The organism is Micromonospora sp. HM5-17, assembly GCF_003762835.1.
GTDB lineage: Bacteria > Actinomycetota > Actinomycetes > Mycobacteriales > Micromonosporaceae > Plantactinospora.
In genome coordinates, this window is the sequence record NZ_RJWA01000003.1 from 544,171 (window position 1) to 570,519 (window position 26,349).

22 protein-coding genes and 1 pseudogene are annotated in these 26,349 nt (G+C 73.8%); 10 read left to right on the plus strand and 13 right to left on the minus strand.

The annotated features are described in order from the left end of the window. Nucleotides 1-15: 15 nt before the first annotated feature. The 4 genes and pseudogenes from EF879_RS11890 (at nucleotide 16) to EF879_RS11905 (ending at nucleotide 6,304) form a co-directional block, all read left to right on the plus strand. A complete protein-coding gene (locus EF879_RS11890; RefSeq protein ID WP_123557798.1) occupies nucleotides 16-3,651 on the plus strand; it encodes an SCO7613 C-terminal domain-containing membrane protein in 3,636 nt (1,211 codons plus the stop codon). A gap of 139 nt (nucleotides 3,652-3,790) precedes the next feature. Continuing rightward, a pseudogene (locus EF879_RS11895) lies at nucleotides 3,791-4,815 on the plus strand (fatty acid desaturase). A gap of 50 nt (nucleotides 4,816-4,865) precedes the next feature. Further along, nucleotides 4,866-5,159 (plus strand): 4a-hydroxytetrahydrobiopterin dehydratase, encoded by a 294-nt coding sequence (locus EF879_RS11900; protein ID WP_123557800.1) that lies wholly within the window; start codon nucleotides 4,866-4,868, stop codon nucleotides 5,157-5,159. After that, nucleotides 5,156-6,304: an FHA domain-containing protein gene (locus tag EF879_RS11905; protein ID WP_123557802.1), complete on the plus strand. Its 1,149-nt coding sequence runs from the start codon at nucleotides 5,156-5,158 to the stop codon at nucleotides 6,302-6,304. The genes EF879_RS11900 and EF879_RS11905 overlap by 4 nt, the downstream gene beginning before the upstream one ends. A gap of 215 nt (nucleotides 6,305-6,519) precedes the next feature. On the opposite strand, the gene rocD is transcribed toward EF879_RS11905, so the two are convergent. Then, on the minus strand, nucleotides 6,520-7,731 hold the full coding sequence (gene rocD, locus EF879_RS11910) for an ornithine--oxo-acid transaminase (protein WP_123558407.1): 1,212 nt from the start codon (nucleotides 7,729-7,731) through the stop codon (nucleotides 6,520-6,522). A gap of 62 nt (nucleotides 7,732-7,793) precedes the next feature. Beyond that, a complete protein-coding gene (ddaH, locus tag EF879_RS11915) occupies nucleotides 7,794-8,717 on the minus strand; it encodes a dimethylargininase (protein ID WP_370375482.1) in 924 nt (307 codons plus the stop codon). Between the two features lie 451 nt (nucleotides 8,718-9,168). On the opposite strand from ddaH, the gene EF879_RS11920 reads away from it, so the two are divergent. Then, complete coding sequence (locus EF879_RS11920) at nucleotides 9,169-9,831, plus strand: hypothetical protein (RefSeq protein ID WP_123557804.1); 663 nt, start codon at nucleotides 9,169-9,171, stop codon at nucleotides 9,829-9,831. Nucleotides 9,832-9,910: 79 nt separating this feature from the next. Here the strand turns inward: EF879_RS11920 and EF879_RS11925 are convergent, their stop codons facing one another. Beyond that, a complete protein-coding gene (locus EF879_RS11925) occupies nucleotides 9,911-10,498 on the minus strand; it encodes a hypothetical protein (RefSeq protein WP_148086411.1) in 588 nt (195 codons plus the stop codon). Between the two features lie 401 nt (nucleotides 10,499-10,899). Between EF879_RS11925 and EF879_RS11930 the strand changes: the two genes are divergently transcribed. The 4 genes from EF879_RS11930 to EF879_RS11945 all read left to right on the plus strand — a co-directional run bounded on the left by EF879_RS11930 (nucleotide 10,900) and on the right by EF879_RS11945 (nucleotide 15,934). Continuing rightward, on the plus strand, nucleotides 10,900-12,585 hold the full coding sequence (locus EF879_RS11930) for an ABC transporter ATP-binding protein (protein WP_199736385.1): 1,686 nt from the start codon (nucleotides 10,900-10,902) through the stop codon (nucleotides 12,583-12,585). Then, on the plus strand, nucleotides 12,582-14,339 hold the full coding sequence (locus EF879_RS11935; protein ID WP_233604391.1) for an ABC transporter ATP-binding protein: 1,758 nt from the start codon (nucleotides 12,582-12,584) through the stop codon (nucleotides 14,337-14,339). The genes EF879_RS11930 and EF879_RS11935 overlap by 4 nt, the downstream gene beginning before the upstream one ends. Nucleotides 14,340-14,445: 106 nt before the next feature. Beyond that, complete coding sequence (locus EF879_RS11940; RefSeq protein ID WP_123558411.1) at nucleotides 14,446-15,045, plus strand: GNAT family N-acetyltransferase; 600 nt, start codon at nucleotides 14,446-14,448, stop codon at nucleotides 15,043-15,045. 82 nt (nucleotides 15,046-15,127) lie between these two features. Continuing rightward, nucleotides 15,128-15,934, plus strand: a complete 807-nt coding sequence (locus EF879_RS11945) for an Fpg/Nei family DNA glycosylase (RefSeq protein ID WP_123557809.1) — start codon at nucleotides 15,128-15,130, stop codon at nucleotides 15,932-15,934. A gap of 22 nt (nucleotides 15,935-15,956) precedes the next feature. Here EF879_RS11945 and EF879_RS11950 read toward each other — a convergent pair whose 3' ends face one another. The 10 genes from EF879_RS11950 to EF879_RS11995 all read right to left on the minus strand — a co-directional run bounded on the left by EF879_RS11950 (nucleotide 15,957) and on the right by EF879_RS11995 (nucleotide 24,733). Continuing rightward, entirely contained in the window at nucleotides 15,957-16,679 is a 723-nt protein-coding gene (locus EF879_RS11950) for a hypothetical protein (RefSeq protein ID WP_123557811.1), read from the minus strand. Then, nucleotides 16,676-17,608 carry an ABC transporter ATP-binding protein gene (locus EF879_RS11955; RefSeq protein ID WP_123557813.1) on the minus strand — a complete coding sequence of 311 codons (933 nt, stop codon included), beginning with the start codon at nucleotides 17,606-17,608 and terminating at the stop codon, nucleotides 16,676-16,678. The genes EF879_RS11950 and EF879_RS11955 overlap by 4 nt, the downstream gene beginning before the upstream one ends. Continuing rightward, on the minus strand, nucleotides 17,605-17,964 hold the full coding sequence (locus EF879_RS11960) for a GntR family transcriptional regulator (protein WP_123557815.1): 360 nt from the start codon (nucleotides 17,962-17,964) through the stop codon (nucleotides 17,605-17,607). Before EF879_RS11960 ends, EF879_RS11955 begins: the two co-directional genes overlap by 4 nt. Before the next feature lie 324 nt (nucleotides 17,965-18,288). After that, entirely contained in the window at nucleotides 18,289-19,302 is a 1,014-nt protein-coding gene (locus tag EF879_RS11965; RefSeq protein WP_123557817.1) for a helix-turn-helix transcriptional regulator, read from the minus strand. A 68-nt stretch (nucleotides 19,303-19,370) separates the two neighbouring features. Next, entirely contained in the window at nucleotides 19,371-20,441 is a 1,071-nt protein-coding gene (locus tag EF879_RS11970; protein ID WP_123557818.1) for a hypothetical protein, read from the minus strand. Further along, entirely contained in the window at nucleotides 20,438-20,698 is a 261-nt protein-coding gene (locus EF879_RS11975) for a hypothetical protein (protein WP_148086412.1), read from the minus strand. The genes EF879_RS11970 and EF879_RS11975 overlap by 4 nt, the downstream gene beginning before the upstream one ends. Beyond that, nucleotides 20,691-21,398, minus strand: coding sequence for a hypothetical protein (locus tag EF879_RS11980; RefSeq protein ID WP_123557822.1), 708 nt, complete (start codon nucleotides 21,396-21,398; stop codon nucleotides 20,691-20,693). Before EF879_RS11980 ends, EF879_RS11975 begins: the two co-directional genes overlap by 8 nt. Continuing rightward, entirely contained in the window at nucleotides 21,395-22,846 is a 1,452-nt protein-coding gene (locus EF879_RS11985) for a PrsW family intramembrane metalloprotease (RefSeq protein ID WP_123557824.1), read from the minus strand. Before EF879_RS11985 ends, EF879_RS11980 begins: the two co-directional genes overlap by 4 nt. After that, nucleotides 22,843-23,088 (minus strand): hypothetical protein, encoded by a 246-nt coding sequence (locus EF879_RS11990; protein ID WP_148086413.1) that lies wholly within the window; start codon nucleotides 23,086-23,088, stop codon nucleotides 22,843-22,845. Before EF879_RS11990 ends, EF879_RS11985 begins: the two co-directional genes overlap by 4 nt. A gap of 274 nt (nucleotides 23,089-23,362) precedes the next feature. Further along, entirely contained in the window at nucleotides 23,363-24,733 is a 1,371-nt protein-coding gene (locus EF879_RS11995; RefSeq protein WP_123557828.1) for an FAD-dependent oxidoreductase, read from the minus strand. A 507-nt stretch (nucleotides 24,734-25,240) separates the two neighbouring features. Here EF879_RS11995 and EF879_RS12000 point away from each other — a divergent pair. Next, nucleotides 25,241-26,299 (plus strand): LacI family DNA-binding transcriptional regulator, encoded by a 1,059-nt coding sequence (locus EF879_RS12000; protein ID WP_233604392.1) that lies wholly within the window; start codon nucleotides 25,241-25,243, stop codon nucleotides 26,297-26,299. Nucleotides 26,300-26,349: the final 50 nt, after the last annotated feature.

A 26,349-nucleotide genomic window follows, 5' to 3' on the forward strand; every position in this document is an offset into this window, starting at 1 on the left:
CCGCAGCATGGCGGCATGGTTCATGCGGTGCGGGCGTACCCCTGCCCGGTATGCGGCGCGGGCGCCGATCTGGCGACCGGATGTCCCGGCTGCGGTCGTGGCCCGGATCCGGTCGCGGCGGAGGTCGTCCGGCTCAACGCCGAACTCGGCGCGCTCTCGGTCGAACTGGTCCGGGCGCGGGAGGCGTACCGGTCGGTCGAGGCCGCGCTCTGGCGCACCCGGCAGCGGCGCGACCTGCTGGCCGGCCAGGTCCGCGTCGCCGCCGCTGCCGCGCGGGCCGCCCGGGCCGCGTGGCCCGCCCAGCCCGTCGTCGCGTCCGGTCCGGTCGCCGCGTCCGGGCCAGCCGCGACACCGGTACGCCCGGAGGCCTCCACCCGGGTCGTGCAGAACATCCTGTTCGCCCTGGGCGGCCTGCTGGTCGGAGCGGCTGCCATCGGCTTCACCGTGGTCGCCTGGCCGGCGATGGGGATCGTCAACCAGGCGGCGGTGCTCGCCGGGCTGACCGCGTTGGTGCTGGCGGTACCCGTCGTGGCCCGCGGGCGCGGCCTCCCCGCGACCGCCGAGACCTTCGCGGCGCTCGGTCTGCTCCTGGTGCTGCTCGACGGGTACGCCGTCTGGGCCGTCAACCTGTTCGACGTGGCCGGCTGGCCCCGGGTCCGGTACGCGGTGCTGGTCCTGGGCGTCGGCGCGCTGGTGGCCGCCGGCTACCGGCGGCTCACCGGGCTCGCCGCGCCGTGGTTCGCCGGGCTGCTCCTGCTCCAGCCGATGCCGCCGCTGCTGGCGTACGACGCCGGTGCCGGCGCCACCGGCTGGACGCTGGCGCTCGCCGCCCTGGCGGTGGTCGATCTCGGCCTCACCCGGGGGCGGGACGACGGACCGCTCGGCCTGGTGCGTCGGGTCGTCGCGTGGCTCGCTTACGGGGGTGCGGTGCTGCTCGCCGGGTTCTGCGCGCTGCTGGCGCTGGCGTCCATCGACGGTCCGGGCGCCGGCGTCCCGCTGCTGGTGTCGCCGGTGCTGCTGGTCGCCGGAGCAGTGCTGACCCGGCACCAGGGGTTCGGGGCGGTCGCCGCCGGGCTCACCGTGGTGGCGCTCGGGATCGCCCTGCTCCGGGCGGTCGTCGACCTCGGCGGGCCGGCGCTGGTCGGCGCGGCCCTCGTCGGCGCGGTGCTCGCCGGAGCGGTGGCCGCCACCACGCGGCTCCTTCCGGCCGGGGTGCGGCCCGGCCCGTATGCCGGCGGAGTGGTGCTGGTCGGCTCGGTGGCCACCCTGGCCGGGCTGATGGCGCTGGCCACGGGGCTCGCCACCGCGCTGCGCTCCCAGCCGCCGTGGCGGGCCGACCTGACCGCCGAGATCGGCCCGTTCGACTGGCAGGCGCCGGTCGCGCTGCCGGTGGCGGTTGGCGGCCTCCTACCGCTGCTGCCGTCGCGCGGTCGCCGGCCGGTGGCGCTGACCGGTGCGGTGCTGACGGTCCTGGCGCTTCCGACCGCGGTGGCACTGCCCTGGTGGCTTCCGGCGGTGCTCAGCCTCGGCATGGCGGCGGCGCTGGCCCTGGCTGCCGTCGGGAGGCCCCGATCCGGTCGGGCGGTCGGCGCGCTGGCCGGCGCCGGGGCCGCGCTCGCCGGGCACGCCCTGCTGGTGGGGCTGGCCCGCCCGGCCGCTGCCGCCGGGGTCCTGGCCGCGACGGTGCTGCTCGGGGTGACGGTCGCCGCGACGGCGGCCCGGCCCGGCACGCCGCCGCTTCCGGCGGCGGGCGACCGGGGACCGGCGGGCCCTGTCCCCGCCCCGCTGACCGGAGCGGTCCGGCGGGTGGGCGGCGCCGCGCTCGCGGTCGCGGTGCTGGCGACGCCGGCCGCGGTGGTCGTCGGTCTGGTCGCCGTGGGCGTACCGCCCTGGTGGCAGACGCGGGCCGCGCTCGCCGTCACCGTGTCGCTGACCGCCGCCGTGCTGCTCCGGCCCCGGTGGATGCCTGCCGAATACCGTCCGTACGCGGGCAGTGCGCTCTCGGTGGTCATGCTGGCGGTCGGTCTCGCTCCGGCGCTGCCCGGGATCGACGAACCGTCCGGCGTGTACGCCGCCGGGGTGCTGCTGGCGACGGTCGCCCTCCTCGCCGCGGCCCGGGGGCGGCGACCGCTGGACGCCCGATCGGCGGCGTCGCCGGCCGGGGAGGGCGGCGCTCCGTTCCCGGTCATTCCGCTGGTCCCCGCGACGGTGCTGCTGGCCCGGGTCGCGGTGGCGGTCGCCCCGGCCGTCGGCGCGGTGCTCGTCGCGCCGTACGCCTGGCTGCCCCGGATCTGGTCGGGGACGCCGGCTGGGGTCGGCCTGCATCCGGGCGAGTGGCGGCCCGACGTGCCGGCCGCGGTGACCCTGCTGCTGGTCGCCGCGACAGCGGCGGTGCTCCACCGGGCCCGGCACGGCACCTGGCGGAGGGCGGCCGTGCCCGTCGCGTCGTGCCTGGCGGTCGCGGTGCCGGCCGGGCTCGCCGCCGTCGGCGCCCCCTGGCCGACCGTGCCGGCGACCGTGTTCGCCGGCGGCCTGACGGCCCTGCTCGGCGCGGCGGTCTCGGCCCGGGTCGGCCGGGCCGCGCGGGTCGGCGTACCGCTCGGACTGCCGCTCACCGGGGCGGGCCTCGCCGGTCTCGTCCCGACCCGGCCCGGCACGATCGTCGGGCTGGCGGTCCTGACCGCGACCGGGCTGGCCGTCGGGGTGGCCGGCCGGCGCGTGACGGCCCGGATCCCGGGTTGGCTGGCCGCGGTGACGGCGGCCGTTCTGCTCGCGGTGGCCGGTCCGCGCGCCGCCGACCAGCCGCTCCGGTATGCCGCGCTGCTGGTACTCGCGGTGGCCGCCGTGACGGTGGCCGGCGGGGTGCTGCTGCGGAGGGTGGGTACGGCGTCCGGGGCGGCCCGGCCGGTCGGGGAAGCCGGGTCGCCCGGCGATTCGGCGGCGCGCACCGTCGAGTCGGCCGGCTGCGCCGTGCCGGGTGCCGCGCGGCGGGTCGAGGGGGCCGCCGTCGAGGTCACCGGGCACGGCGCCGCCCTGGTCGCGGTGGCGCTGACCGCCGGGGCGGTCCGATACACCGCGACGGTCTGCCTCCTCTGGGGCGTGGCGCTGGGTCTGCGGGCGCTGCGGCCGGCGGAGCCGGAACCGCGTCGCTGGGCGTACGTCGCCGGGGCAGGCGTCGCCGAACTGTTCGGGGTCTGGCTGCTGCTCGCCGCGGCCCGGGTGGCCCCGGTCGAGGCGTACACCCTGCCGGCGGCGGTGGTGGGGCTGCTGGTCGGCGGGCTGGCGTTGCGGGCCTGGCCGACGTTGAGCAGCTGGCTCGGATACGGCCCCGGTCTCGGTGCGGCGCTGCTGCCGAGTCTGGTCTCGGTGCTGGTCGCCGACGGGCAGCCGCTGCGTCGGCTGCTGCTCGGGGCCGGCGCGTTGGTCACCGTGTTGGTCGGCGCCCGGTGGCGGCGGCAGGCGCCGGTGGTGCTCGGCGGGCTGGTGCTGGCCGTGCTCGCGGTGCGGGAGGTGGTCGCCGTCTGGGATCGGCTGCCGCGCTGGATCTTCCTGGCGGCCGGTGGCTGCGCGCTCATCGGCCTGGCGGTGACCTACGAGCGGCGGCGCCGGGACCTGCGTCGACTCCGAGCCGCGGTGGGCCGGATGAGCTGACCGGACGCCCGAGAGGGGTGCTACCACCCCCCCCGATCCGGGGGTCTGCGGGATTACTCAGCGCAACCAATCGCCCAAGACTGTGGGCCATACCCGCCCGACCGGGCGGGATGCCGCACGGAGGGGGTTTGGGGAAGACATGGCGACCACCGCGCCGGCCGCGCGCCGAGGTAGTGACTACGCACAGTTGTCCCGCCGGATCAGCGCGGCCGGGCTGCTGCGCCGCCGCACCGCCTGGTACGTCACCCGGATCGGGGTGACCGTCGGCTGCCTCGTCGCCGGCTGGGTCGTCTTCGCGCTGGTTGGGGACTCCTGGTGGCAACTTCCGGTGGCGGCCTTCCTCGCCGTCGCCACCACCCAGGTCGCCTTTCTCGGGCACGACGCCGGACACCGGCAGATGTTCCGGCACCGGCGGGCCAGCGAGGTGGCCGGTCTGATCGCCGGCAACCTGGCGACCGGGCTCAGTTTCGGCTGGTGGATGGATAAGCACAACCGGCACCACGCGAACCCGAACCACACGGAGCACGACCCGGACGTCGGCGTGGGAGCACTGGTCTGGACGCAGGAGCAGGCACGCGAGACCCGGGGCTTTCGGCGCTGGCTGGCCCGGCACCAGGCGTACCTGTTCTTTCCGATGCTGCTGTTGGAAGGGGTGAACCTGCACGTGGCGAGCGTCCGGGCCCTCTTCGGTACGCCGATGCGCCACCGGCGTACCGAGGCGCTGCTGCTGGCCGTGCACTTCGCCGGCTATCTCGGGGCGCTCTTCACCGTGCTCTCCCCGCTCCGGGCCCTCGCCTTCCTCGCCGTGCACCAGGGACTCTGGGGGTCTACCTGGGCTGCTCGTTCGCGCCGAACCACAAGGGCATGCCGGTGCTGACCGCCGACGACGAGTTGGACTTCCTCCGCAGGCAGGTGCTGACCTCGCGCAACGTGCGGGGCGGCGCGGTCGTCGACGTGCTGCTCGGCGGGCTCAACTACCAGATCGAACACCACCTCTTCCCGAGCATGCCGCGCGCCAACCTTCGGCGGGCCCAGCCGATCGTGGCCGCGTTCTGCGCGGAGCGGGGCATCCCGTACGAGCAGACCGGGCTGTTCGACTCGTACCGGCAGGCGCTGCGGCACCTGCACGACGTCGGCGCCCCACTCCGCGCCGGGGCGCGCTAGGTACGCCCGGACGGTCTCCGCGTCGTCAGCCACGGCGGTAAGGTCTGCCCATGGCAGAGGTGCTGGACGCGGAGACGGTGCGGGCCGAGCTGGAGGGGCTGGACGGCTGGTCCGGTGACCCGGCTGGCATCGGCCGTACGGTCGAGTTGCCCGGATTCCGGGAGGCGATCGACGTCGTGGACCGGGTCGCGGTGGTCGCCGAGAAACTCGACCACCATCCCGACATCGACATCCGGTGGCGGACGGTGACCTTCCGGTGCGTCACTCACGCGGTGGGCGGAGTCACCCGACGCGACATCGAGTTGGCGCGGCGGATTGACGAGACGGTCCGGGGAGCGGCGTGAGATTCGAGATAAGCAAGGTCCTCGACGCGATCGAGGGCCGGGTCAGCACCGATCCCTCGCTGGTCCGGGCGGTGCTCGACCTCGCCGAGGTGGTTCGCTACACGGACCTGGACGGTGGCCGGCCGGCCAGCACCCTGCGGCTGGGCATGATCATGGACGCGCTGAGCCGTCATCTCGAGGAGGACAACGTCCCGGTGTACGCGGTGGTGCACCGCGCCCTGCTCAGCGAGGCCGATCTGACCTCGAACGAACGTATGGTGCTCCGGCGCTGGGCCGACGACGGTCTCGTCGAGGTGATGAACAACCCCGGCGACCGGGTGCTGGAGGTGGCCGACCTGCTGGGTCTGCCGGTGTTGAGCCGGAACCGCTACGACGGTCTGGCGGGCCGCTACCCCTGGGTCACCGGTCAGCCGGGTCGGCTCCTCGCTCCGCTGCCCGGCGCGGGTGGACCGGTCCTGGTGCCCCGGGTGAAGGGTGCTCCGCCGGCTCCGGGCGGCCCGTCCCCGACCGGTCGGAAGCTGCTGGCACGGACGTGGCGCTGCCGGGAGCCCGGGTGCGTGCTCTTCGGCGGCGAGGGGGGCGGCGCCTTCGCCGATCTGGCCCGGATCGACCGGAAGCCGAGTGGCCAGCCGCCACCGACGCTGCGGACCGGGATGCCGACCTGTCCCCGGCACGAGCACCGACTCATCGACGCCGGCCCGCGACCCGCCACCGAGGTGCTCTCGGTGCGGATCGGCGGCATGGTGCGGCGCCGGTTCGTGGTGACCTCCGAACGCCCGGTGGTGGTGGGGCGGGCGCCCGAGGACTCCGGGGGGATCCGGCTCGGCCAGTGGCTCAACGACGAGGCGCGGCGCTGGATCAGCCGCAGCCACGTCCGCTTCGAGCTGCGCGGCGCCGACCTGATCGTGCAGGACGTGAGCACCAACGGCTCCGGCGTACGCCCCGGTGGCTCGATGGATGAGGCCGAGCGGATCGCGTTGGCCCGCCAGCAGTCCCGGGTGATGCGTCCCGGCGACATCGTGGAGCTGTACCCGGGCGTGCAGGTGGCGCGGGCCAACACCTGGACCTCCGGCGGGATGGTCAACCCGACCTCGGTGATGGCCGAGGCGCCGACCATGGCGATTCGGCTGGGCGACCGGGGCTGACCGGCCCGGAGTCCCGGGTACATCCGGCGCTGGTTCCCGCTCCGCGCGCGGTACGCGAGGCCTACGTGTCCGGGGTGTCCGCGCCCGGGCGGAACGGCCGTGTCTCGAGCGGAGGCGGGGCGCGCCCGGCCGGGCGCGCCCCGCCCGAAGCGTCGGCGCGGCACCCTCCACCCGCGCCGGGGTGTGGCGAGGGCCGTGGCGACGACGGGCTCCGGTCAGGCCAGTACGGCGGCGAGCTGTGCGACGACGTGGTCCACCTCGTCGGCCGTGACGACCAGCGGCGGGGCCAGGCGGATCGTGGAGCCGTGGGTGTCCTTGGCCAGGACGCCGCGTTCGGCGAGCCGCTCGCACGCCTGTCGTCCGGTCATCAGCGCCGGATCGATGTCGACGCCGGCCCAGAGCCCCCGGCCCCGGACCGCGACCAGCCCCTCGCCGACCATCGCGCGCAGGCCGGCGTGCAGCCGGGCGCCCAGTTCGGCCGAGCGGCGCTGGAACTCACCGGTGGCGAGCAGCCGGACCACCGCGGTGCCGACCGCGCAGGCCAGCGGGTTGCCGCCGAAGGTGGAACCGTGCTCGCCGGGGCGCAGGACGCCGAGTACCTCCCGGTCGGCGACGACCGCCGAGACCGGGACGATGCCGCCGCCGAGCGCCTTGCCGAGGACGTACATGTCGGGGACGACGTTCTCGTGGTCGCAGGCGAAGGTGTCGCCGGTCCGGCCGAGCCCGGACTGGATCTCGTCGGCGACGAAGAGCACGTTGCGCTCGGTGCAGAGCCGGCGGACCCCGGGGAGGTAGCCGGGTGGCGGGACGATGACGCCCTGCTCGCCCTGGATCGGTTCGAGCAGGACCGCGACCGTGGTCTCGTCGATCGCCTCGGCGAGCGCGGCCAGGTCGCCGTACGGGACGATCCGGAACCCGGGGGTGTACGGGCCGAAGTCGTTGCGGGCCTCGGGGTCGGTGGAGAAGCTGACGATCGTGGTGGTACGCCCGTGGAAGTTCCCCTTGGCGACCACGATGGTGGCCTGTCCCGCCGCCACGCCCTTGACCCGGTAGCCCCACTTCCGGGACACCTTGATCGCGGTTTCGACCGCCTCGGCCCCGGTGTTCATCGGCAGAACCAGGTCCTTGCCGCAGAGCTGGGCCAGTTCCCGGCAGAAGTCGGCGAACTGGTCGTGGATGAAGGCCCGGCTGGTCAGGGTGAGCCGGTCGAGCTGGGCGTGTGCGGCGGCGATCAGCGCCGGGTGGCGGTGGCCGAAGTTCAGCGCCGAGTAGCCGGCCAGGCAGTCCAGGTACCGGCGGCCGTCGATGTCGGTGACCCAGGCGCCCTCCGCGGAGGAGATCACCACCGGCAGCGGGTGGTAGTTGTGCGCCGTCCAGCGTTCGGCGTCGCGTACCGCCTCGGGGGTGCGCAGCCCGTCGTCCACCAGCCCTCCTTCGTTCACGACCGCGGGGTTCACGCGCTGCGCGTGCTCACTCTTCGCACTCACGGTCACTTGATCGCCTCTCGCTCTCGCAGCACCAGGGTGCAGCACTTCGGTCCGCCACCGGCCTTGCGTAGCTCGGACAAATCAACACCAATTGTGTCGTACCCCCGGTCGCGCAGCGCGGCCGACAGCCCGGTGGCCTGGGCCGGGAGCACGACGTGCCGCCCGTCGCTCACCGCGTTGAGGCCGAGGACCGCCGCGTCGGCCGGGGTGGCCAGCACGGCGTCCGGGAAGAGCCGGCGCAGCACCGCCCGGCTGCCCGGGGAGAACGCCTCCGGCAGGTACGCCACGGTCCGGTCGTCCAGCACGCAGAGCGCGGTGTCGAGGTGGTAGAAGCGCGGATCGACCAGCTGCAGCGTGACCACCGGTCGGCCGAAGACCTCCTGGACGTGCGCGTGCGCGGCGTGGCTGGTCCGGAAGCCGGTGCCGGCCAGCAGCAGGTCACCGACGAGCAGGAGATCGCCCTCGCCCTCGTTGACGTGCTTGGCCTCGTGCACCTCGAATCCGGCCCGGTCGAGCCACGCGGCGTACGCCGGGGCCTCGTCCGCGCGTTCCGGGTCGCGGAACTGCGCCGCGAGCGCCCGGCCGTCGATCACCGTCGCGCCGTTCGCCGCGAAGACCATGTCCGGTAGCCCGGGCAGCGGCTCGATCTCGTCGACGATGTGCCCGAGGTCCAGGTACGTCTGCCGTAGCGTCTCCCACTGCCGGAGAGCGAGCGCGGTGTCCACCGGCGCGGTCGGGTCCATCCAGGGGTTGATCGCGTACGTGACGGCGAAGTACGTCGGCCGGCACATCAGGTACCGGCGCCGGGTCTGCTGGCGGGGCTGTGCCGGGTCGGACGGCGTGGGCCCGCCGCGCAGCCGGTCCAGGCTGCGACCGGGGTCGGCGGAATCGCCGCGCTCCGGCCTCGGGATGGCGTCCAACGTCATGGTCCTGCTCCAGGGGATTCGGGCGCGCCCGGCCTCCGTACGGCTCACGGGCTGGCGCCGAGACCCACGGTATGCGCGCCGGCCGGCAGGACCTACTGGTGAAGATTGCATCCTTCGGCTGATCGTTGCGTGTCTGACCGGGCCGACCAGCGAATCGTTGCGGACACGCGCGGGACAGACACCTGTCGGTGTGTGGTGAGGCGGCGGGCCTGGCTGCGCCACCTCGGGCGGTCCGGCGCGGTGTCGCACCGCCCACCGCGGGGCGCAGGGCCGCCTCCCGCGGAGGGGTGTCGCGCCGCCCACCGCGGGGCGCCTGGGGCGTAGACCGGCCGGCCGAATCCGGCCACCATTGATCCATGACGATCTCGGCAACCACCCGGCCGGCTCGTGTGGTGAGCGTCGTGGGCCGGCCCGATGACCTGGTCCGTTGCGATCGACCGGGGGCGTCCTGATGCTCCTGGCTGTCGTCGCCGGCCTCGGTGCCGCGTTCTTGGCCCGTGCCGCCGTACGACTGGCGCGGCGGTGGCGGGCTGTTCGTCGCCGCCCGGTGCTGACCTGTGCCGAGTTCGCCGCCGCCACACCCGGCACCGCCGTGGTGGTCGTCGGCCGTACCGCTGTCGGGCCCGTGGTGTCCGCGGCGCGCAGCCGCACGCCGTGCGTCGGCTACCAGTCGGTGTTCATCCGAAACCGGACGGTCAGCGACAACTACAGCGAGAGTACGATCACCCTCGGCCCCGAGCAGGGTGATCTGATGCTGCACGGCGACGACGGCGCGACGGTGGTACTCGCGCACGAGGTGCGGACCCGCCGGCTGCTTCTGAGCAGGAACCCGATGCTGGTGGCCGCGGCCGAGATCGAGGATCCGAACAGCAGCCGGCACGAGCAGCGGATCGAGCGGGAGTTCGTCGCCTCGGCGGACCGGCCCGTGGTCGCGACCGGGGTGGTCGCGACCGTCGCCTGGGACCCCGGTCGGCTCATCCTGGACCGGCGCAACGGGGTGGACGGATCCGCCGAGGGCACGGTCGATGATCTGTCCCAGACCTTCACCTGGGAGATCATCCTGCTGGTGATCGGTACGGCCGCGCTGGCCGGACTCGCCGTCCTGCTCGTCTGACCGACCCGACGATCGCTGAGCACGGTCGGGCGGGCCCGCCACCGGGTTCCCGGGGTCGGTGGCGGGCCCGCGGGGCCGCTCAGCGGACGCGGTCGTCGTCGAGCTGGGTGAAGGTGACCGTGGCCGGGGTGTATCCGGGCACGGAGAGCGTGAAGACGGCGACGTCGTCCACGTCGTCGTCGTCCGGGGCGCTCAGCACGCCGTACCCCTGGGGGATGCTCCAGTTCGTCGGCGTGAAGACCAGCAGCATCGGCGGGCCGGCCCAGACGCCGGTGCCCTGGACTCCCATGTGCAGGGTGACCGACTGGGCCGGCGGGTGGCTCAGCCAGACCCGGAACGCGGCGCTTCCGCCCTCCGGCACAACGATCGTGGTCGGCTCGGCGAGCACCGCGGGCGGCTGGCCGGGGTGGGGGCACGCCCCGTCGGTGACCCGCCCGTCCGTCGGTGATGGATTGGCCCCGGGGTGGCTACGGCGGGAGCCGGTGTCACCGGCGTCCGTGGTCGGCACGGTGGCGGAGTGGCCGGTGCTCCGGGGCGAGGTGGGGGAGTCGACGTCGCAGGCCGAGGCCGCCCGGGCGGGGCCGGCGGGTACGGTCACGGCCGCCGCGGCGGCCAACCCGACGACACCGAGCACAGTGGACAGTCGCGACAGGGGGTTGCGTCTCATCGGGGTCCTTTCGGGCAGGAGAACGTCTGCGGGTGAGGCCGCCAAGGCCCGGCGGCGGCGCGACCCGCGTGACCTGACCACCGGCAATGTATCGACATATTCCCATGCATTTGGTTCGTCGGGAAGGTGGTCGGCCGCCACAAGGGCGCGGCTCGGTCGGAGCGGCCGGCGCCGGACCGCCCTCCCGGGTCACCACCGCGAGGGGGCGCCCGAGGTGTCCTCCACGCCGGTGGGCCGGTCGGACGTGGGGCGATCTGGCCAAAAATGGGCCGTACGCCGGGAGTTCCGTCGGTAGCCTGGGGCGCGTGCCGCCGCAGATCCCGCATCCCGACCCAGGAACGCCGGACACGCGGGGGCCACTGCGGTACATCTGGTGGCTGGCCCGATCCCAACCCTGGCGGGTGCTGCGTGGCAGCCTGCTGGGCACGGCCTGGATGGCCGGGCTGGCACTGCGGCCGTACCTGATCGCGAAGGCGGTCGACGACGGGCTCCGCGCCCGCGACCAGCGTGCGCTGCTGTTCTGGGGGCTCGCGATCGTCGTCGCCGGCGTCGTCCAGGCGTGGCTCGGCGTCCTGCGGCACCGCACCACGAACTTCATCCGGGAGGACGCCACCGCCCGCTCCGCCGCCGTCCTGCTGCGGCACCTCTCCCGGGTCGGCGCGGTGCTGTCCCGCAAGCTCGCCGCCGGGGAGGTCGCCACCGTCGGCGGCGCCGACATCGGCAACACCTCGTACGTCCTGACGATCACCGGCCCCGGGGTCGGCGCGGTGGTGGCGTACGCGCTCGTCGCGGTCGTCCTCTGGACGATCTCCCCGCTGCTGGCGCTCTGCATCCTGCTCGGCGTGCCGCTGATCGTCGCGGTGATGGGACCGATGCTGCGTCGGCTGGACCGGGTCGAGACGGTCTACCGACACCGGCTGGGTCTGCTCACGGCCCGGGCCGGGGACATCGTGGCCGGGCTGCGGGTGCTCGCCGGGGTCGGCGGACGGGGCCTCTTCGCCCGCCGCTACGCCGACCGGTCCCGGGAACTGCTCGCCGAGGGATACCGGGTCGGCGCGGTCAGCAGTTGGATCCGGGCGCTGACCCACGCACTCCCGGGTCTCTTCCTCGCCGTCGTGGTCTGGCTCGCCGCGCGGATGGCCGCCGACGGCGACATCACCGTCGGGCAGTTGGTCGCGGTCTACGGCTACGTCGCGGTCCTGGCCGTGCCGGTCTGGTTCCTCCTCGACGGGAGCTACCAGCTGATCCGGGGCCGGGTCGCCGCCCGCCGCATCGTCGCGCTGCTGAACCTGGCTCCGGACGACGTCGGCGATTCCGACCATGCGGCGGTTCCGGCCCCGCCCCACCCGGCCGAGCTGCGCGACCCGGTGACCGGGCTCACCGTCCCTCCTGGACGGATGTTCGGCGTGGCCGCCACCGACCCGGCCGAGGCGACCGCCCTGGCCGACCGGCTCGGCCGGTACGTCGTCAGCGAGGCCACCTGGGGTGGGCAGCGGCTGACCGGGATGCCCCTGGCCGAGGTGCGGTCCCGGATCCTCGTCGCCGACCACGACGCGTACCTCTTCGCCGGCACGCTGCGGGACGTCCTGCGGATCCGGGACGACCTCAACGACGGCGCGCTGCGCGCCGCGGTACGGACCGCCTCGGCCGACGACGTGGTCGAGGCGCTTCCCGACGGCTTCGACACCGAACTCGACAACCGGGCCCGGCGACTCTCCGGCGGCCAGCGGCAGCGGGTACGGCTCGCCCGGGCGCTGCTCGCCGAACCGGAGGTGCTGATCCTGCTCGACCCCACGTCGGCCGTTGACGCGCACACCGAGGCACGGATCGCCGAACGGCTGCGCGCGGCGCGGGCCGGCCGGACCACGCTGCTGCTCAGCACCTCACCCCTGCTGCTCGGGTACGCCGACACGGTGGCGTACCTGGCCGGCGGCCGGGTCGTCGCCACCGGCACCCACGCCGAGCTGCTGGAGCGGGAGCCCGGCTACCGCGCGCTGGTCGCCCGGGACGGCGGGGCCCCCGCGCCCGACGCCGGCGACGTCGCCACGACCCGCGGCCCGGGCGAGGTCGAGGAGGTGCTGCGGTGACCCCGGGCCCGGTGGCCGCCTCGGCTTCCCGGCTGCCGGTGGCGGGGAACGCCGTCGTGCGCCGGGCCGCCCGGGATCTCCTCCGCCGGGACCGTCGGGCCGTCGTCCTCGCGGTGGTCCTGCACGCCGCCGCCGCGGTCGCCGGGCTCGGCGCGCCGTGGCTGCTCGGGATGATCGTCGACGAGGTGACCGCCGGGGCCGGGGCCGGCCGGCTCGACCGGCTGGCGCTGGGAATCGTCGGCTGCGTGGTGGCGCAGGGCCTGCTCAGCAGGTATGCCCAGTACGTCGGCCACCGGTTCGGCGAGCGGGCCGTCGCCCGGCTGCGCGAGGAGTTCGTTCGCCGTACCCTGGCGCTGCCCGTTTCCGTGGTCGAGCGCGCCGGCACCGGCGACCTCGCCACCCGCAGCTCCGTCGACGTGAACCTGGTCGGCACGACCGTCCGGGACGCGGTGCCGGTCGTGGTCATCTCCACGGCGAAGCTCATGCTGCTGTTCGGGGCGGTCTGCCTGCTGCACCCGATTCTCGGCCTGGTCGCGCTGGCCGGACTGCCGTCGATCTTCGTGGTGGCCCGCTGGTACCTGCGGCGGGCCCGGGACGCGTACCTGTTCGAGGGGGCGGCGGCCGCGGAGCTGACCGAGACGCTGACCAGCACCGCCGAAGGTGCCCGTACCATCGAGGCGCTTCACCTGGCCGACCAGCGGATCGCGCACGGCACCGGGCGGATCGCTCGGCTCTGGGCCGCCCGGCGGGCCACCCTCCGGCTGCGGTCGGTCGTGTTTGCGGTGGCGGGGGCGAGCTACGCGCTCCCGGTCGCCGCCGTGCTCCTCGTCGGTGGCCCGCTCCTCGACCGGGACGTGGTCAGCCTCGGTGAGGTGGTTGCCGCCGCGCTCTACCTGCAGCAGGCGATCGACCCGTTGGACGCGCTGCTGATGTGGACGGAGCAGACGCAGCGCGGGATGGCCTCGTTCGCCCGGGTGCTCGGGGTCGGTCTGGTGCCGCCGGAGCCGCGCGGCGGCGCGGGCGTGCCGTCCGGGCGCGGGGTGACGCTCCGGGGTGTCCGGTTCGGGTACGGCGACGGCCCGGACGTGCTGCACGGCATCGACCTGGAGATCCGCCCCGGGGAACGGCTCGCCGTCGTCGGCCCCTCCGGTGCCGGCAAGTCCACACTGGCCCGGCTGATCGCCGGCATCGACCGGCCCCGCTCCGGCGTGGTGCTGCTCGGCGGCCGCCCGGTCACCGACCTCGACCCGGCACAGCGGCGCCGCGAGGTCGTCCTGGTCACCCAGGAGCACCACGTCTTCATGGGTACGCTCCGCGACAACCTGGCCTTCGCCGCGCCCGAGGCCACCGACGAGCAGATGCGCGCGGCGCTGGTCGCGGTCGGCGCCGACTGGTACGCCGACCTTCCCCACGGGCTCGATACCGAACTCGGGGACGGGGCCCGGGAACTCAACCCCGCCGACGCGCAGCAGCTCGCGCTGGCCCGGATCGTCCTCGCCGACCCGCACACGCTGATCCTCGACGAGGCGACCGCCGCCCTCGATCCGACCACGGCGCGGCGTACCGAGCGGGCGCTCGGCGCGGTGCTCGCCGGCCGTACCGTGATCGCGATCGCGCACCGGCTCAACACCGCGCACGACGCGGACCGGGTGGCGGTCCTCGACGACGGCCGGATCACCGAGCTCGGCAGCCACGCCGAGCTGCTCGCCGCCGGGGGCGCGTACGCCGCTCTCTGGCGCTCCTGGCACGGCTGACCCGGCCGGGCCGCGGGCGCTGGTCCGGGAGGCGGGCCGCCGTGTCGTGCCGGCGGATCAGCCCTGGGTAAGGTCTGCGGGATGGGAGATGGGTAAGGTGTGCGGGATGGAGATCCGCCCCTACCGACCCGGCGACCGGGATGCCGTCCACGACATCTGCATCCGGACCGCTGACGCGGGACAGGACGCCTCCGGGTCGTACGCCGACCCGGACATCCTGCCCACCATCTTCGCCCACCCGTACACCGAACTGGAGCCGGAGCTGGCGTTCGTCCTCGACCACGACGGCCGGGCGGTCGGGTACGTTCTCGGCACCGCCGACACCGCCACGTTCGTGCGACGGTTCCGCACCGAGTGGCTGCCCCGGGTCGGCGACCGCTACCCGGCGCCGGTGGGAGAGCCGGGCACCCCGGACGAGGTCATGGCGCACCTGCTGCACACCCCGGAGCGGATGATCCTGCCGGAACTCGCGGACTACCCGGCCCACCTGCACATCGACCTGCTGCCGCCCTACCAGCGGGCGGGCTGGGGTCGGAAGCTGATCGACACCCTGGTCGCGGCGCTGCGCCGGGCCGGCGTCTCCGGCCTGCACCTGGGGATGCTCACCGAGAACCGGGCCGCCCGCGCCTTCTACGACCGGCTCGGCTTCCACGTCATCGACGTCGCCGACCCCGGTCCGCTCACCTACCTGGGGCTGCGCCTCTGACCCGCGGCATCCGGACGGACGGAGGCGCGTGGCCGTGGCACCGAGACGCGGGGCACTGCCACGCGCCGCCTATTCTTGACGGATGCCCGAGGGCCACACCGTCCACCGCCTGGCGGCGCGGCACGCCGCGCTCTTCGCCGGGGACAAGGTGCTGGCCACGAGCCCGCAGGGCCGGTTCGCCGAGGGTGCCGCGCTGCTCTCCGGCGCCGCCCTCGACCGGACCGAGGCGTACGGGAAACACCTGCTGCACCACTACGACGGTGGCCAGATCCTGCACGTGCACCTGGGGTTGTACGGCCGGTTCACCGACGGCGACGGGGAGCCGCCGGAGCCGGTCGGGCAGGTACGGCTGCGCCTCACCAGTGACCTGCACTGGCTCGACCTGCGGGGGCCGACCGCCTGCGAACTGCTCACCCCGCCCGAGGTGGCGGCGCTGCGGGCGCGGCTCGGTGCCGACCCGCTGCGGTCCGACGCCGACCCGGAGGCGGCGTACGCCCGGATCCGTCGCAGCCCGACCCCGCTCTTCGCGCTGCTGCTTGACCAGTCGGTGGTGGCCGGGACCGGGTTGATCTTCGTGACCGAGGTGCTGTTCCGGGCCGGGCTGCGACCGACCGCTCCGGGGCGCACCCTGACGCCGGAGGGGTGGCAGCGGATCTGGGCCGACCTGTGCGCGCTGATGGCCGCCGCCGTCGTGTCCGGCCGGATCGACACCGTACGCCCGGAGCACATGCCGGAGGCGATGGGGCGGCCTCCCCGCGTGGACCGGCACGGCGGCGAGGTGTACGTCTACCGCCGCGCCGGCCAGCCCTGCCATCTCTGCGGCACCCCCATCCGCCGGGCCGGCCTGGCCGGCCGGAACCTCTTCTGGTGCCCGACCTGCCAGCCGTGACCGGGCCGCCGGACGGCCACCGTCAGGGGGTCGCCCGGCGGATCGTGAGATACCCGGCTCCGGCCATCGCCACGCCGATCACCAGCGGCCAGCCGGCGACCAGGCTCAGGCTCGGCTGGTCGACGATCCAGCGGCCGATCTCGTCCCACCAGCGCTGCCAGGTGATCAGCACGATGGGAAGGCCCACCGCGAGTATCTTCACGATGGCCAGGACGTAGACCCCCGGCAGGTGCCAGCGCTGGTAGACGAGGGCGATGAACGAGCCCCAGAAGCCGAGGACGACGAACGGGACCGTGTAGACCAGGATCTGGAGCAGCGGGTTGTCTTGGTCGAGGAAGCCGAGGCCGAAGAACGTCAGGTTCAACCCCCAGCCGCCGGTCACGTCCTCGACGAGCTTGCAAAGGGTGAGCAGCACCCCGAAGAGCAGCGCCTGCCCCACCTGGAGGAGGGCGAAGGCGGTGTAGAAGGTCCGCCGGATCAGACTCAGCGACAGGGTGAAGGGGAAGACCTGGTTGATCGAGGAGATGGCGCCGACGAAGGTGATGATGTAGATCGACGCCAGGGCGCCCGTCTGCGGACTGGGTTCGTTGTCGTGGATCGCGCCGAAGAGCGCGAGGTTGAGCAGGAAGACCAGGACCAGTGTGCCCCACGCCGCGCCCAGGGTGCTCGGCCAGCCGACGAGCTGGACCAGGACGGCCCTGCCGACCCGGCTCGGGCCGCTGGCGTGGCTGACTCTCTCGCTCATCGGATGGGTTCCTTTCCGGGGTCGGTGGCGCGGTCGGGCCGGGGTCGTGAGCCGCCGTCGGCCCGCGCGGTGGTGAGTCGGATGACGATGTCCTGGAGGGAGACCGGTTCGAGGTCGAGACCCAGCTGCTGCGCCCGGTCGCGTTCGGCCGGCCCGAACCTGCCGCGCAGCGTCGCCCGGGCGTACCGGCCCAGGGTCTCCCGGTGCAGTTCCTCGCTGCCCGCGGCGAACTCGTTCACCGCGGCCGCCGGTCCGGCGGCGGTGACGACCTGGCCGCGCAGCTCCTCGGCCGTGGTGTCGAGCAGGATCCGCCCCTGGTCGAGCAGGAGCACGTTCTCCAGCAGGTCGCCGACCTCGTCGATCAGGTGTGTGGAGAGCACGATGGTGCGCGGGTGCTCGGCGTAGTCGGTGAGCAGGTGGTCGTAGAAGAGGTGCCGGGCGACCGCGTCGAGCCCGAGGTACGGCTCGTCGAAGAGGGTCAGGGGGGCCCGGGCGGCGAGCCCGATGACGATCCCCAGCATCGAGTGCATACCTCGGGAGAGCTTGCGGATCTTGCGGTTCAGCGGGAGTCGGAAGTCCGCCAGCAGAGTCTGGGCGAACTCCTCGTCCCACCGGGGGAAGAGCAGCCGGGCCGCCTCTAGGGCGTGCCGTACCTTGAAGTGCTGCGGGTACGTCAGGCTCTCCTTGATGAAGCAGACCCGGGAGAGGACCGGCTCGTTCTCGTACGGCCGCTCACCGAAGACCGTCAGCTCGCCGGAGCTGGCGAAGTTCTGGCCGGTCATGATCTGCATCAGCGTGGTCTTGCCGGCGCCGTTGCGGCCGAGCAGGCCGTGGATCCGGTTCTCGTGGAGCGTGAAGCTGACCTGATCCAGGGCGGCGACGTCCCCGTATCGCTTGGAGACTCCCTGGGCCTCTACCACGGTGCTCATCGCTCCTGCTCCCATTGGTCGATCATTCGCTTGAGCTCGTCGGCGCCGATGCCGAGCTTGCTCGCCTCCGCGAGCAGCGGATGCAGGTACTGCTGGGCGAACTGCTCGCGGCGTCGGTCCCGCAGCCGCGCCCGCGCTCCGGTGGCGACGAACATTCCGATACCTCGCTTCTTGTAGAGAATTCCGTCGTCGACGAGCTGATTGATGCCCTTGCCGGCAGTCGCCGGGTTGATCCGGTGAAAGGCGGCCAGTTCGTTCGTGGAGGGCACCTGGCTCTCCTCGGCGAGCGTGCCGTCGATGATCGAGTTCTCGATCATCTCCGCGATCTGGAGAAAGATCGGCCGCCCGTTGTCCATCACCCGGACCCGCCCGGCGGAGTGTTGGCGGGGACGGCGCCATCCCGCTTGGTTGGTTCATTACTCATGTAATTAACCATGCAAGCGATGAAGCTGGCTGTCAAGTGCGAAGCAGGGGTGGGGGGTGGCCCCGGCGGTGCGCGCTGGGGCGAGCGGCCGGCCGCCCGTCGTGCCGGGGCGGTGGTGTGGTCGGGGAGGCCGTGATGCGACCGATCGCGCGGTGGGGGTGGTTGCGCAACCGCCGGCGCGGTGGGTCTGCCTCTTGATCAGTCGCGCGTGCGGTGGGTCCTGCCGGTCACCGCTGGAGCGGTGTGGTCCTGCCGGTCACCGCTGGTGCGGTGGGGCGTCCTCGGCGGCCGCGCGGAGCAGGCTCCGGCCGGCCGGAGTCAGGACGTGCAGGGTACGGCCGGCCGTCCGATGGCTGCCCAGCAACCCGCTGTCGCGCAGTACCGCCACGTGATGACTCGCGGTGGCGGGGGAGACCCCGACGAGCCGGGCCAACTCGCCGGTGGTCGAACCGGCGGCGACGGCGTTCAGGACCGCCGCCCGGGTCGGTCCCAGCAGCCGGGCCAGGGGTGTCTGGTCGGCCCCGGGTCCGCTCGCCCGAGTGCCGGTCCCCGGCACGCCGTGGTCGACCGGATAGACGAGAACCGGCGCGAGTTGGGGATCGGCCAGCGCCACCGGGCTGCCCCAGCAGAAGTACGAGGGAATCAACCGCAGCCCGCGTCCGCCCAGGTCGATGTCGAGATCGCCGGCGTAGTCCGCCTCCAGCACCGGCGGCTTCCACCGCAGGCGGGGCCGGAAACTGTGCAGCAGGCCGTCGATGCCGCCCTCCAGGAGCGCCCGGGTCCGCAGCACCCGATCCGCCTCGATCCGACCCTGGATGAGTTCCTCGACCGGCTTGATCGCCGTGGCGTGGTAGGCCCGCAGCACCCCCGCCAGGGCGACCCGCTCGCCGCGTTCGCCGACACGGTGCAGCCAGGCCGGGATGCCGTGCACCCGGTCCAGCTTGGCGAGCTCCCGCCGGACCCGCTCGTGCGGTGTGGCGAGGATCGCCTCGATTCCGGCGTCGAGCCCGAGTTCGCTCTCGGCCGGGGTGAGGAAGTCGGGAAAGTAGGCGGCACGGGGCAACAGCGGCAACAACAGGGAGCGGACCGCGCGGGCGTGTCCGGAGTCATTGAGCCGGGCCACCGTCGACCGGTGCCAGTCCCGGTACGTCCGCCATCCGTGCCGGGACTGGAAGCGGTGCAAACTGAGGGCGATCTCCCAGAACGGGTCGGGCTGGGTGGCAATCCTGGTCCGGGCCAGGTCCGAACTGTCGAACCGTATCCGCAACACGTAGCCGCCTCGAGAACGAGCGCCCAGAGCGATCCCTCGTCGACCCGGGTCCCCATGCTAGTCCGAGATCACGTCGCCGGCGGAACGAAGCGGTAGAACCCGGACCCGTCGGAGGCGCTCGTCCAGATGGCACGATCCGGGCCGACGAGCAGCAGCAACCCGGGTGTCGAGGACAGACCGTCCAGTCGGTAGTAGCGGGCCACCCGGTTGACCGGGTCGAACGAACCCACCATCACCCGGGTCGCGCTGCCAAACCACAGGCGACCGTCCGGACCCGTCGTCACCGTGCCCACCTGGCCGACTCCGTCCAGGGCGTACACGCTGCTGGTACCGTCCGGGGCGACCTGGACGAGGGCCGGGGGCTGGCGGCGGGCGTACCAGAGATTGCCCAGCGCGTCGATGGTGGCCGCACTCGGGCCGATCGCCACCCCCGGCGCCGGGAAGGTCCGGTGCTCGCCCGGAGCCAGCCGACCCACCTGGCCGCTGTCCGGCGCGGTGTACCAGACGGCCCCGCCCGGAGCGGCGAACAGCGCCGATCGGGTGTCCAGGTGCGGAGCGTCGATCGTGTCCACCCTGCCGGCGCCGCTGATCCGGCCGATGACCTGGGAGCCGGCGAAGTAGACGGCGCCGTCGGTGCCCGCGGCGAGCGCGTGCGGGAGCAGCGTCTCCCGGGGGAGGTTCAGCCGGAAGAAGGTCTCGGCGCCGCCGGGGCTGAGCCGACCGACGTAGCCGCCGTAGATCGTGAACCACATCGCGCCGTCGGGACCGGCGGCCACCGCCGACACCCAGCGCGACGCCGACGCCGGCGGGTCGAAGGCAACCCGCCGCTGCCTGCCGGTCGCGGCCAGCTCGACCAGGGCGTTTCCGTTCAGGTTGACGTACCAGAGACTGCCGTTCGGTGCGACGGCGGCGTCCCGGGGCAGGATCCCGTCGGTCTCCGGATCCAGACCACTGTGGACCCACGTGACCGGCAGCGGTTCGGTCGGCGGGGGCCGCCGTTCCGGTTCCGACGCGCCACCGCACCCGGCGACCAGCGCCAGGACCACGGCGGTCGCCAGTGCCGCCGGCCGGCGCGGCGTCGCGCGCCCGGTGATCCGTTGCCCGGCGTGGCCGGTGGTCGTCGTCGAGACAGCCGTCATGGCAGCAGCACGGTGGAGCCGGCCGGAACGTCACCCACGCGCACGTCGAGTCCGAGCCCGGTCAGACCCGGCGGCAGGTGCAACTCGATCGTGCGGACGGCGGCGGTCAGCTCCCGCCCCTCCGGAGTCCGCACCACGACCTCGTCGCCGACCCTGACGGTCTCGCCGGCCAGCCGGCCGACCAGGATCTGCAGGTGTCGGCTGGGCAACCGGTGCACGCTGTCCACCGTCATCTCGGCCCGATATCCACTAACCACCTGTCGCCCTCTCCCTCTCCTCCTCCGCCGCCCTCTGCCACCTCTCCACGAACCCGTCCTCGGCGGCGTACGCCTCCTCCTCCAGCGCTACGACGTTCGAGTTGACCCGGTTGTCCCGCCACTGCTGGACATGGATGCTCTCATGGCCGAGGGTCCGAACCAGGGTTTCCGCGTCGACGAAGGCCGCCGGACCCAGTTGGATCCCGAGATCGTCGGTACGAGCACAGGCTCCCATGAAATCGAAATAACGCAGGGTGTCCGTATCCTCGACGATTTCGACGTCCACGTCCTGGAGGTCGATGCCGGCCAGCTCGGCGTGGTGCAATACCGTCTCCATCGTCCTCGGCAGACCGATGCCCTGCCTGAGCACCTCCTGGTTGGTGATCGCGGTTCGCCGCGAGTGCAGCCCGACGGTGGCCGGCGGGGCCGGGAGGAGCGCGGCGAGAACCGCCCGGAACTCGGACCGCGACATCGCGCCGCTCAGGTAGCCGGCCACCGTGAGGGTGACGACGCCGATCGCCACTGCCGCCGTGACGGTGAGGGCGGCTGCGGTCGCCGTCCCGGACGAACACCCCGCGGGCTGCGGGATCATTCCCTGCTGATACACGAGCTCACAGGCGTGGGCGGTGCCGGGGAAGGCGAGCAGGAGCAGCGCCACGCCGACCAGCGTGCCGACGAGGCGGCCGAGCCGGCCGCTCATCGGCGCACCACCGTGGAGCGGTCCGACCACGCCTGCTTGAGCCGCAGTACCCGGTTCCGGAGCACGTCGACGTCCACCGTCGCGTCGGGATCGCCGTGGGCCACCCGGAGCCGACCCAGCGCCAGCTCGAGCTGTGCCGCCTGCACGCGTCGGACCTGCCGGTACGCGGCGAAGCCGAGCTCGCGCACGGTCCTGACCCGCATCCAGAGCCGGGTGGCGGGGTCCAGCAGGACCGGCACCTCCACCGGGGTGACCGCCGGAAGACCGGTGCGGCTCTCCCGGTCCAGCTCGACCGCCAACCCCTGGGCCGCGGCCCGGCGCGCGATCCACAGCGTCGCCAGGTAGAGCGCCACGAACGGGCCCTGCAGGGCCACGAGCACGGCGGGGGTCACCACCAGGACGTCGAGCGGGCCGCCGGGGGTGAACCACTCGCGACGGACGGTGCTGTACCACGCGAAGATGGTGTTGTTCGCGAAGTGGCCACCGGCGGAGGCGAACAGCCCGGCACCGACGATGATCCACCGCCGGGCACGATTGGGGGTGCCCCGGGCCAGCCCGATCCCGGCACCCACGACGGCGGTGAACGCGGTGTGCGCGGCCATCAGCCCGACGAACTGCCGCATCCAGTACTGGAACTCGCCCGTCGCACCGCTCGCGGAGACGTACTCGACGCTCTCGGTGAGATTGAATCCGAGGCCGACGGCCGCGCCGAGCACGACGCCGGAGACCACGCCGTGGACGTGCCGGCGGGCGAGCACGAATGCCAGCCACACCCCGGCGGCCTTGCCCAGCTCTTCCACGATCGCGCCGTGCAGGAACGCCCCGGTGGTGACGGTGCCCGCCGGCACCAGGTCCGCCGGGTCGCCGAGGTAGGCGACCCCGTAGTTCATGAACCAGAGGTTGAGCGCACCGGCGAAGCCGGTCGCGACCAGCGCCCCCCAGCCCGCGGCGGCGAGCAGCAGCCAGCCGGGCATCCGCCGGTGGCGCGGCATCCGGTGTACGGCCCAGAGCGCGAACGCGGTGGTCGGCACGCAGCGCAGCAGCGCCGGAACGTGCTCGGCCATCAGCACGACCGGGTGCACCGAGAACGGCAGCAGGAGGACGACCGCGACCAGCAGCCGGTACCGCGACGGCCGGAGGGCCGGCGTGTCCGGAGCCATCCTGCGGGCGAGCCGGGCGACCAGCCACACGGTGGGTGCCGCGACCCAGCTCGCGACCACACACCAGAAGACCACCCGGGGCAGGTCTGGCCACAGTGGTGAGAAGAGCCCGATCGCCGGCTCCGTCTCGTCGGGCCTCGGCCGGAGCACGTCGACGGCGAGTTCGGCGCCGTAGGCCAGCGACATCGCGCCGGCGACGGCCAGCAGTGCGGTCGCCGCCCGGTCACCGTCCAGCTGGCGCCGTGGCGGCCCGCCGGCCGGGCCGGTCTCGGTTGCCGGGTGGGTCATCGTCCGGTGACCGGAGAGAGCGACAGCTCGGAGTCCGGCAGGATGGGCAGGGTCGGCAGGGTCGACGGGGCTGGTGGCGACGGCGCCACCGACCGGGACGGCGGTGGGACGGGGACACCGCTCAGCGCGGGCGTCGGGACCGGGATGCCGGGTAGTCCCGGCGGCCTCGAGCCGGCCACCGTACAGCCCACCAGCAGCCCGGTCCCGGTCATGACGACGCCGAGCACGCTCGTCGCGAGCACGTACCCACGCTGGCCGCAACGATCCGGGAACCGCCGGACCGGCGGTGCCGGCGGCCGGTCGGGCGGTTCCGGTGGATCCAGGTACGCGGCTCGGATCTGCAGCACGGGCGGTCCCTCCGGGCGCCGAAGCTACCGGCGCCGGCGGCGCCCGCCCATCGCGTTCGACCTGGTTCGAAAGTCCCTGGTCAGGGCCGGTGACCCGGATCCACCCGTACCCGGTGACCCGGATCCGCCGGTATCCGGCGACCGGCTAGGCCGAGGACGCGGCCGCGGTTCAGCGCAGCGCCTCGGCGGCCCGGCGGGCGGCGACCAGCACCGGGTCCCAGACCGGGGCATACGGCGGCGCGTACCCCAGGTCGAGGTTGGCCATGTCGTCCACGGTCATCTCGTTCCAGATCGCCACCGCCAGGACGTCGATGCGCTTCGCTGCCTCGGAGTGGCCGACGATCTGGGCGCCGAGCAGCCGGCCGCTCTGCCGCTCGGCGAGCAGCTTGACCGTCATCGGCTTCGCGCCCGGGAAGTAGCCGGCCCGGCTCGTCGACTCGACCCGGGCCGTGACGAACTCGAACCCGGCCGCGGCGGCATCCCGCTCGCGCAGCCCGGTCCGCCCCACCTCCAGCCCACAGACCCGGGTTACCGCGGTCCCGACCACCCCGGCGAACGTGGCGTAGCCGCCGCCGATGTTGATCCCGGCGACCCGGCCCTGCTTGTTCGCGTGGGTGCCGAGCGGGACGTTGACGGGCTGGCCGGAGACCCGGTGCACCGACTCGACGCAGTCGCCCGCCGCCCACACCCCGGGGATCCCCGGAACCCGCATCCGCAGGTCGACCCGAATCGCACCGGTCGGACCGAGTGGCAACCCCGCCTCGGCGGCGAGCGCGGTGTTCGGGCGTACCCCGAGACCCAGGACCACGACGTCGGCCGGCAGCGTCCCGGCCTCGGTCTCCACCCCGACCACCCGGCCGTCCCGGCTCCGCAGGCCGACGACGCGGACCCCGCTGCGCACGTCCAGGCCCAGCTCGCAGAGGGTCTGGCGGACCAGGGCACCCATGTCCGGGTCGACGGTGGACATCGGCTCCGGGCTCCGTTCGACCAGGGTGACCGACAGGCCGCGCTGCATCATCGCCTCGGCCATCTCCACGCCGATGTAGCCGCCGCCGACCACCACCGCCCGGTGTGGGCGCGGGTCGCGCTCGAGCCAGCTCAGCAGGGCGGCGCCGTCGTCGAGGGTCTGCAACCCGAACACCCCGAGGGCGTCGGTCCGGGCCCAGTCCGGGGTGATCGGCACGGATCCGGCCGCGTACACGAGCTGGTCGAAGCGCTCCCGGACCGTGCGCCCGCCCCCGCCCAGGTCGCGGACCACAACCTCGCGGCGCTCCAGGTCGATCGCCACCACCTCGTGCCGCGTCCGGACGTCGATCCGGTACGTGTCCCGGAAGGTGGCCGGGTCCCGGCTCACCAGCTTGCCGACCTCGTCGACCTGCCCACCGACCCAGTACGGGATGCCGCAGGCCGAGAACGACGTGCAGGTGCCGCGCTCGAAGGCGACGATCTCCAGATCGTCCGGGCCGCGTCGGCGACGGGCCTGGGAGGCGGCGGACATCCCGGCCGCGTCACCGCCGATCACGACCAGCCGTTCAGCCATGGCCGCCGGTGTCCCGGGTCCGGCGCGTCCAGTCGGCGAGGAGCAGCGTCCCAACCTCGGTAACCGGCCACGCCGGCACGGACAGCCCACCGCGCATCATCACCATCACCGTCTCGTCGCCTCCGCCCGCCGTACCGAGGCGTTCGCCGGTGGGCGGTGTGCCCGTTCTCCCAGTCCCGGCTACCCCGGCGATCGCGCCTGTCTCTTACCCCCGACGATGCCGACCGGAAACGCCGTTTCGTCACCCGTCGTGATCCTGGCTCGTGGCCCTGTTCGTCACGTTCCGTGATCGCCGTCCCGGCAGGAGTGGACGCCCTCGGTGGTGCTCCCAGGGACGGAAACCGCGCCACAGACCGGTTGCTAATGCGCATTAGGTCACGCACGTATCACCGGCCGATGACGGAACGCCTCTTGACACGGTCGTCCGGCGAGGCGCAAGATCCCAGAACATCACACGCGTTAATACGTATTAGTTGGTCCGGAGAGAGGTAACCCAACGTGGCCTCCGTGTCGAAGCGGGTCACCCAGCGCGACATCGCGCGTCTGGCCGGGGTGAGCCAGGCAACCGTGTCGCTGGTGCTCAACAACCGCGCGGACACCGACGTGCGGATCGCCCCGGAGACACGCGAGCGGGTGCTGCGGGCGATCGAGGAGACCGGCTACGTCGCCGATCCGATCGCCCGCCGGCTGGTCTCCCGGTTCAACCGCATCATCGGCGTCTTCACCTACGAACCCGCCTTCCCCAGCGGCACCCGGGACTTCTTCCACCCGTTCCTGGTCGGCATCGAGGAGTACGCCGAGCGCGTCGGGTGCGACCTGCTGCTCTTCACCAGCGCGCCGGTGGTCGACGGGCGACGCCGCATCTTCCACCGGGACAACCGGCTGCGCCTGGCCGACGGGTGCCTGCTTCTCGGCCGCGAGATCGACGCCGCCGAGCTGGCCCGGCTCAACCGCGAGGGCTACCCGTACGTCGCGGTCGGGCGGCGGGACGACGCCGACGGTCCGGTCCGGTACGTCGGCGCCGACTACGCCACCGCGGTGCGCCAGCTCGGCGAACGGGCGCAACAGCTCGGGCACCGACGGCTGGCCTACCTCGGGACCGGCCTGGTCGCCGAGTCGTCGGCTGACCGGCGCCGGGGCTTCGCCGCCCAGGCGGGGAGCGCGGAACACGCCGTCGAACTCGTCGGCACCGGCCGCAGCGCCGACGAGGTGCTGGACGACGTCCTCGGTGCCGGGGCCACCGTGGCCTTCGTCGAGGACTTCGCCACCGCGGTCCAGCTCCGAACCGCCGCGCTGCGACGCGGCCTCGCCGTCCCCGGCGACCTCTCGGTGCTGACCCTCGGCGACCCGACCACCCCGGTCCCCACCGACATCACCTTCACCGGCTTCCACATCCCCCGCGAGGAGATGGGACGGCAGGCGGTCGAGCTGCTGACGGCGGTGCTGGAGGGGACCGCACCGGCCGTGTCGCAGCGACTGCTCGCCTGCGAACCGGTCGAGGGGACCACCCTCGGTCCGCCCGTGCCCCGGCCACCCGCCGGGCCCGGAGCGGGCCCGGGGCGGTGAGCCGTGGGGCGGAGCGCGGTGGGACAGCGAACAGAGCAGCGAGTGGAAGG

Bases quoted from the DNA above. Each gene is read 5' to 3' on its own strand.
- EF879_RS11980 (WP_123557822.1), bottom strand. From the start codon at position 21,398: ATGAGCGGCCGGCTCGGCCGCCTCGTCGGCACGCTGGTCGGCGTGGCG.
- EF879_RS11900 (WP_123557800.1), top strand. From the start codon at position 4,866: ATGGCAGAGGTGCTGGACGCGGAGACGGTGCGGGCCGAGCTGGAGGGG.
- EF879_RS11960 (WP_123557815.1), bottom strand. From the start codon at position 17,964: ATGGACAACGGGCGGCCGATCTTTCTCCAGATCGCGGAGATGATCGAG.
- ddaH (WP_370375482.1), bottom strand. From the start codon at position 8,717: ATGACGTTGGACGCCATCCCGAGGCCGGAGCGCGGCGATTCCGCCGAC.
- EF879_RS11950 (WP_123557811.1), bottom strand. From the start codon at position 16,679: ATGAGCGAGAGAGTCAGCCACGCCAGCGGCCCGAGCCGGGTCGGCAGG.
- EF879_RS11920 (WP_123557804.1), top strand. From the start codon at position 9,169: ATGCTCCTGGCTGTCGTCGCCGGCCTCGGTGCCGCGTTCTTGGCCCGT.
- EF879_RS11890 (WP_123557798.1), top strand. From the start codon at position 16: ATGGTTCATGCGGTGCGGGCGTACCCCTGCCCGGTATGCGGCGCGGGC.
- EF879_RS11955 (WP_123557813.1), bottom strand. From the start codon at position 17,608: ATGAGCACCGTGGTAGAGGCCCAGGGAGTCTCCAAGCGATACGGGGAC.
- EF879_RS11985 (WP_123557824.1), bottom strand. From the start codon at position 22,846: ATGACCCACCCGGCAACCGAGACCGGCCCGGCCGGCGGGCCGCCACGG.
- EF879_RS11940 (WP_123558411.1), top strand. From the start codon at position 14,446: ATGGAGATCCGCCCCTACCGACCCGGCGACCGGGATGCCGTCCACGAC.
- EF879_RS11970 (WP_123557818.1), bottom strand. From the start codon at position 20,441: ATGACGGCTGTCTCGACGACGACCACCGGCCACGCCGGGCAACGGATC.
- EF879_RS11995 (WP_123557828.1), bottom strand. From the start codon at position 24,733: ATGGCTGAACGGCTGGTCGTGATCGGCGGTGACGCGGCCGGGATGTCC.
- EF879_RS11925 (WP_148086411.1), bottom strand. From the start codon at position 10,498: ATGAGACGCAACCCCCTGTCGCGACTGTCCACTGTGCTCGGTGTCGTC.
- EF879_RS11945 (WP_123557809.1), top strand. From the start codon at position 15,128: ATGCCCGAGGGCCACACCGTCCACCGCCTGGCGGCGCGGCACGCCGCG.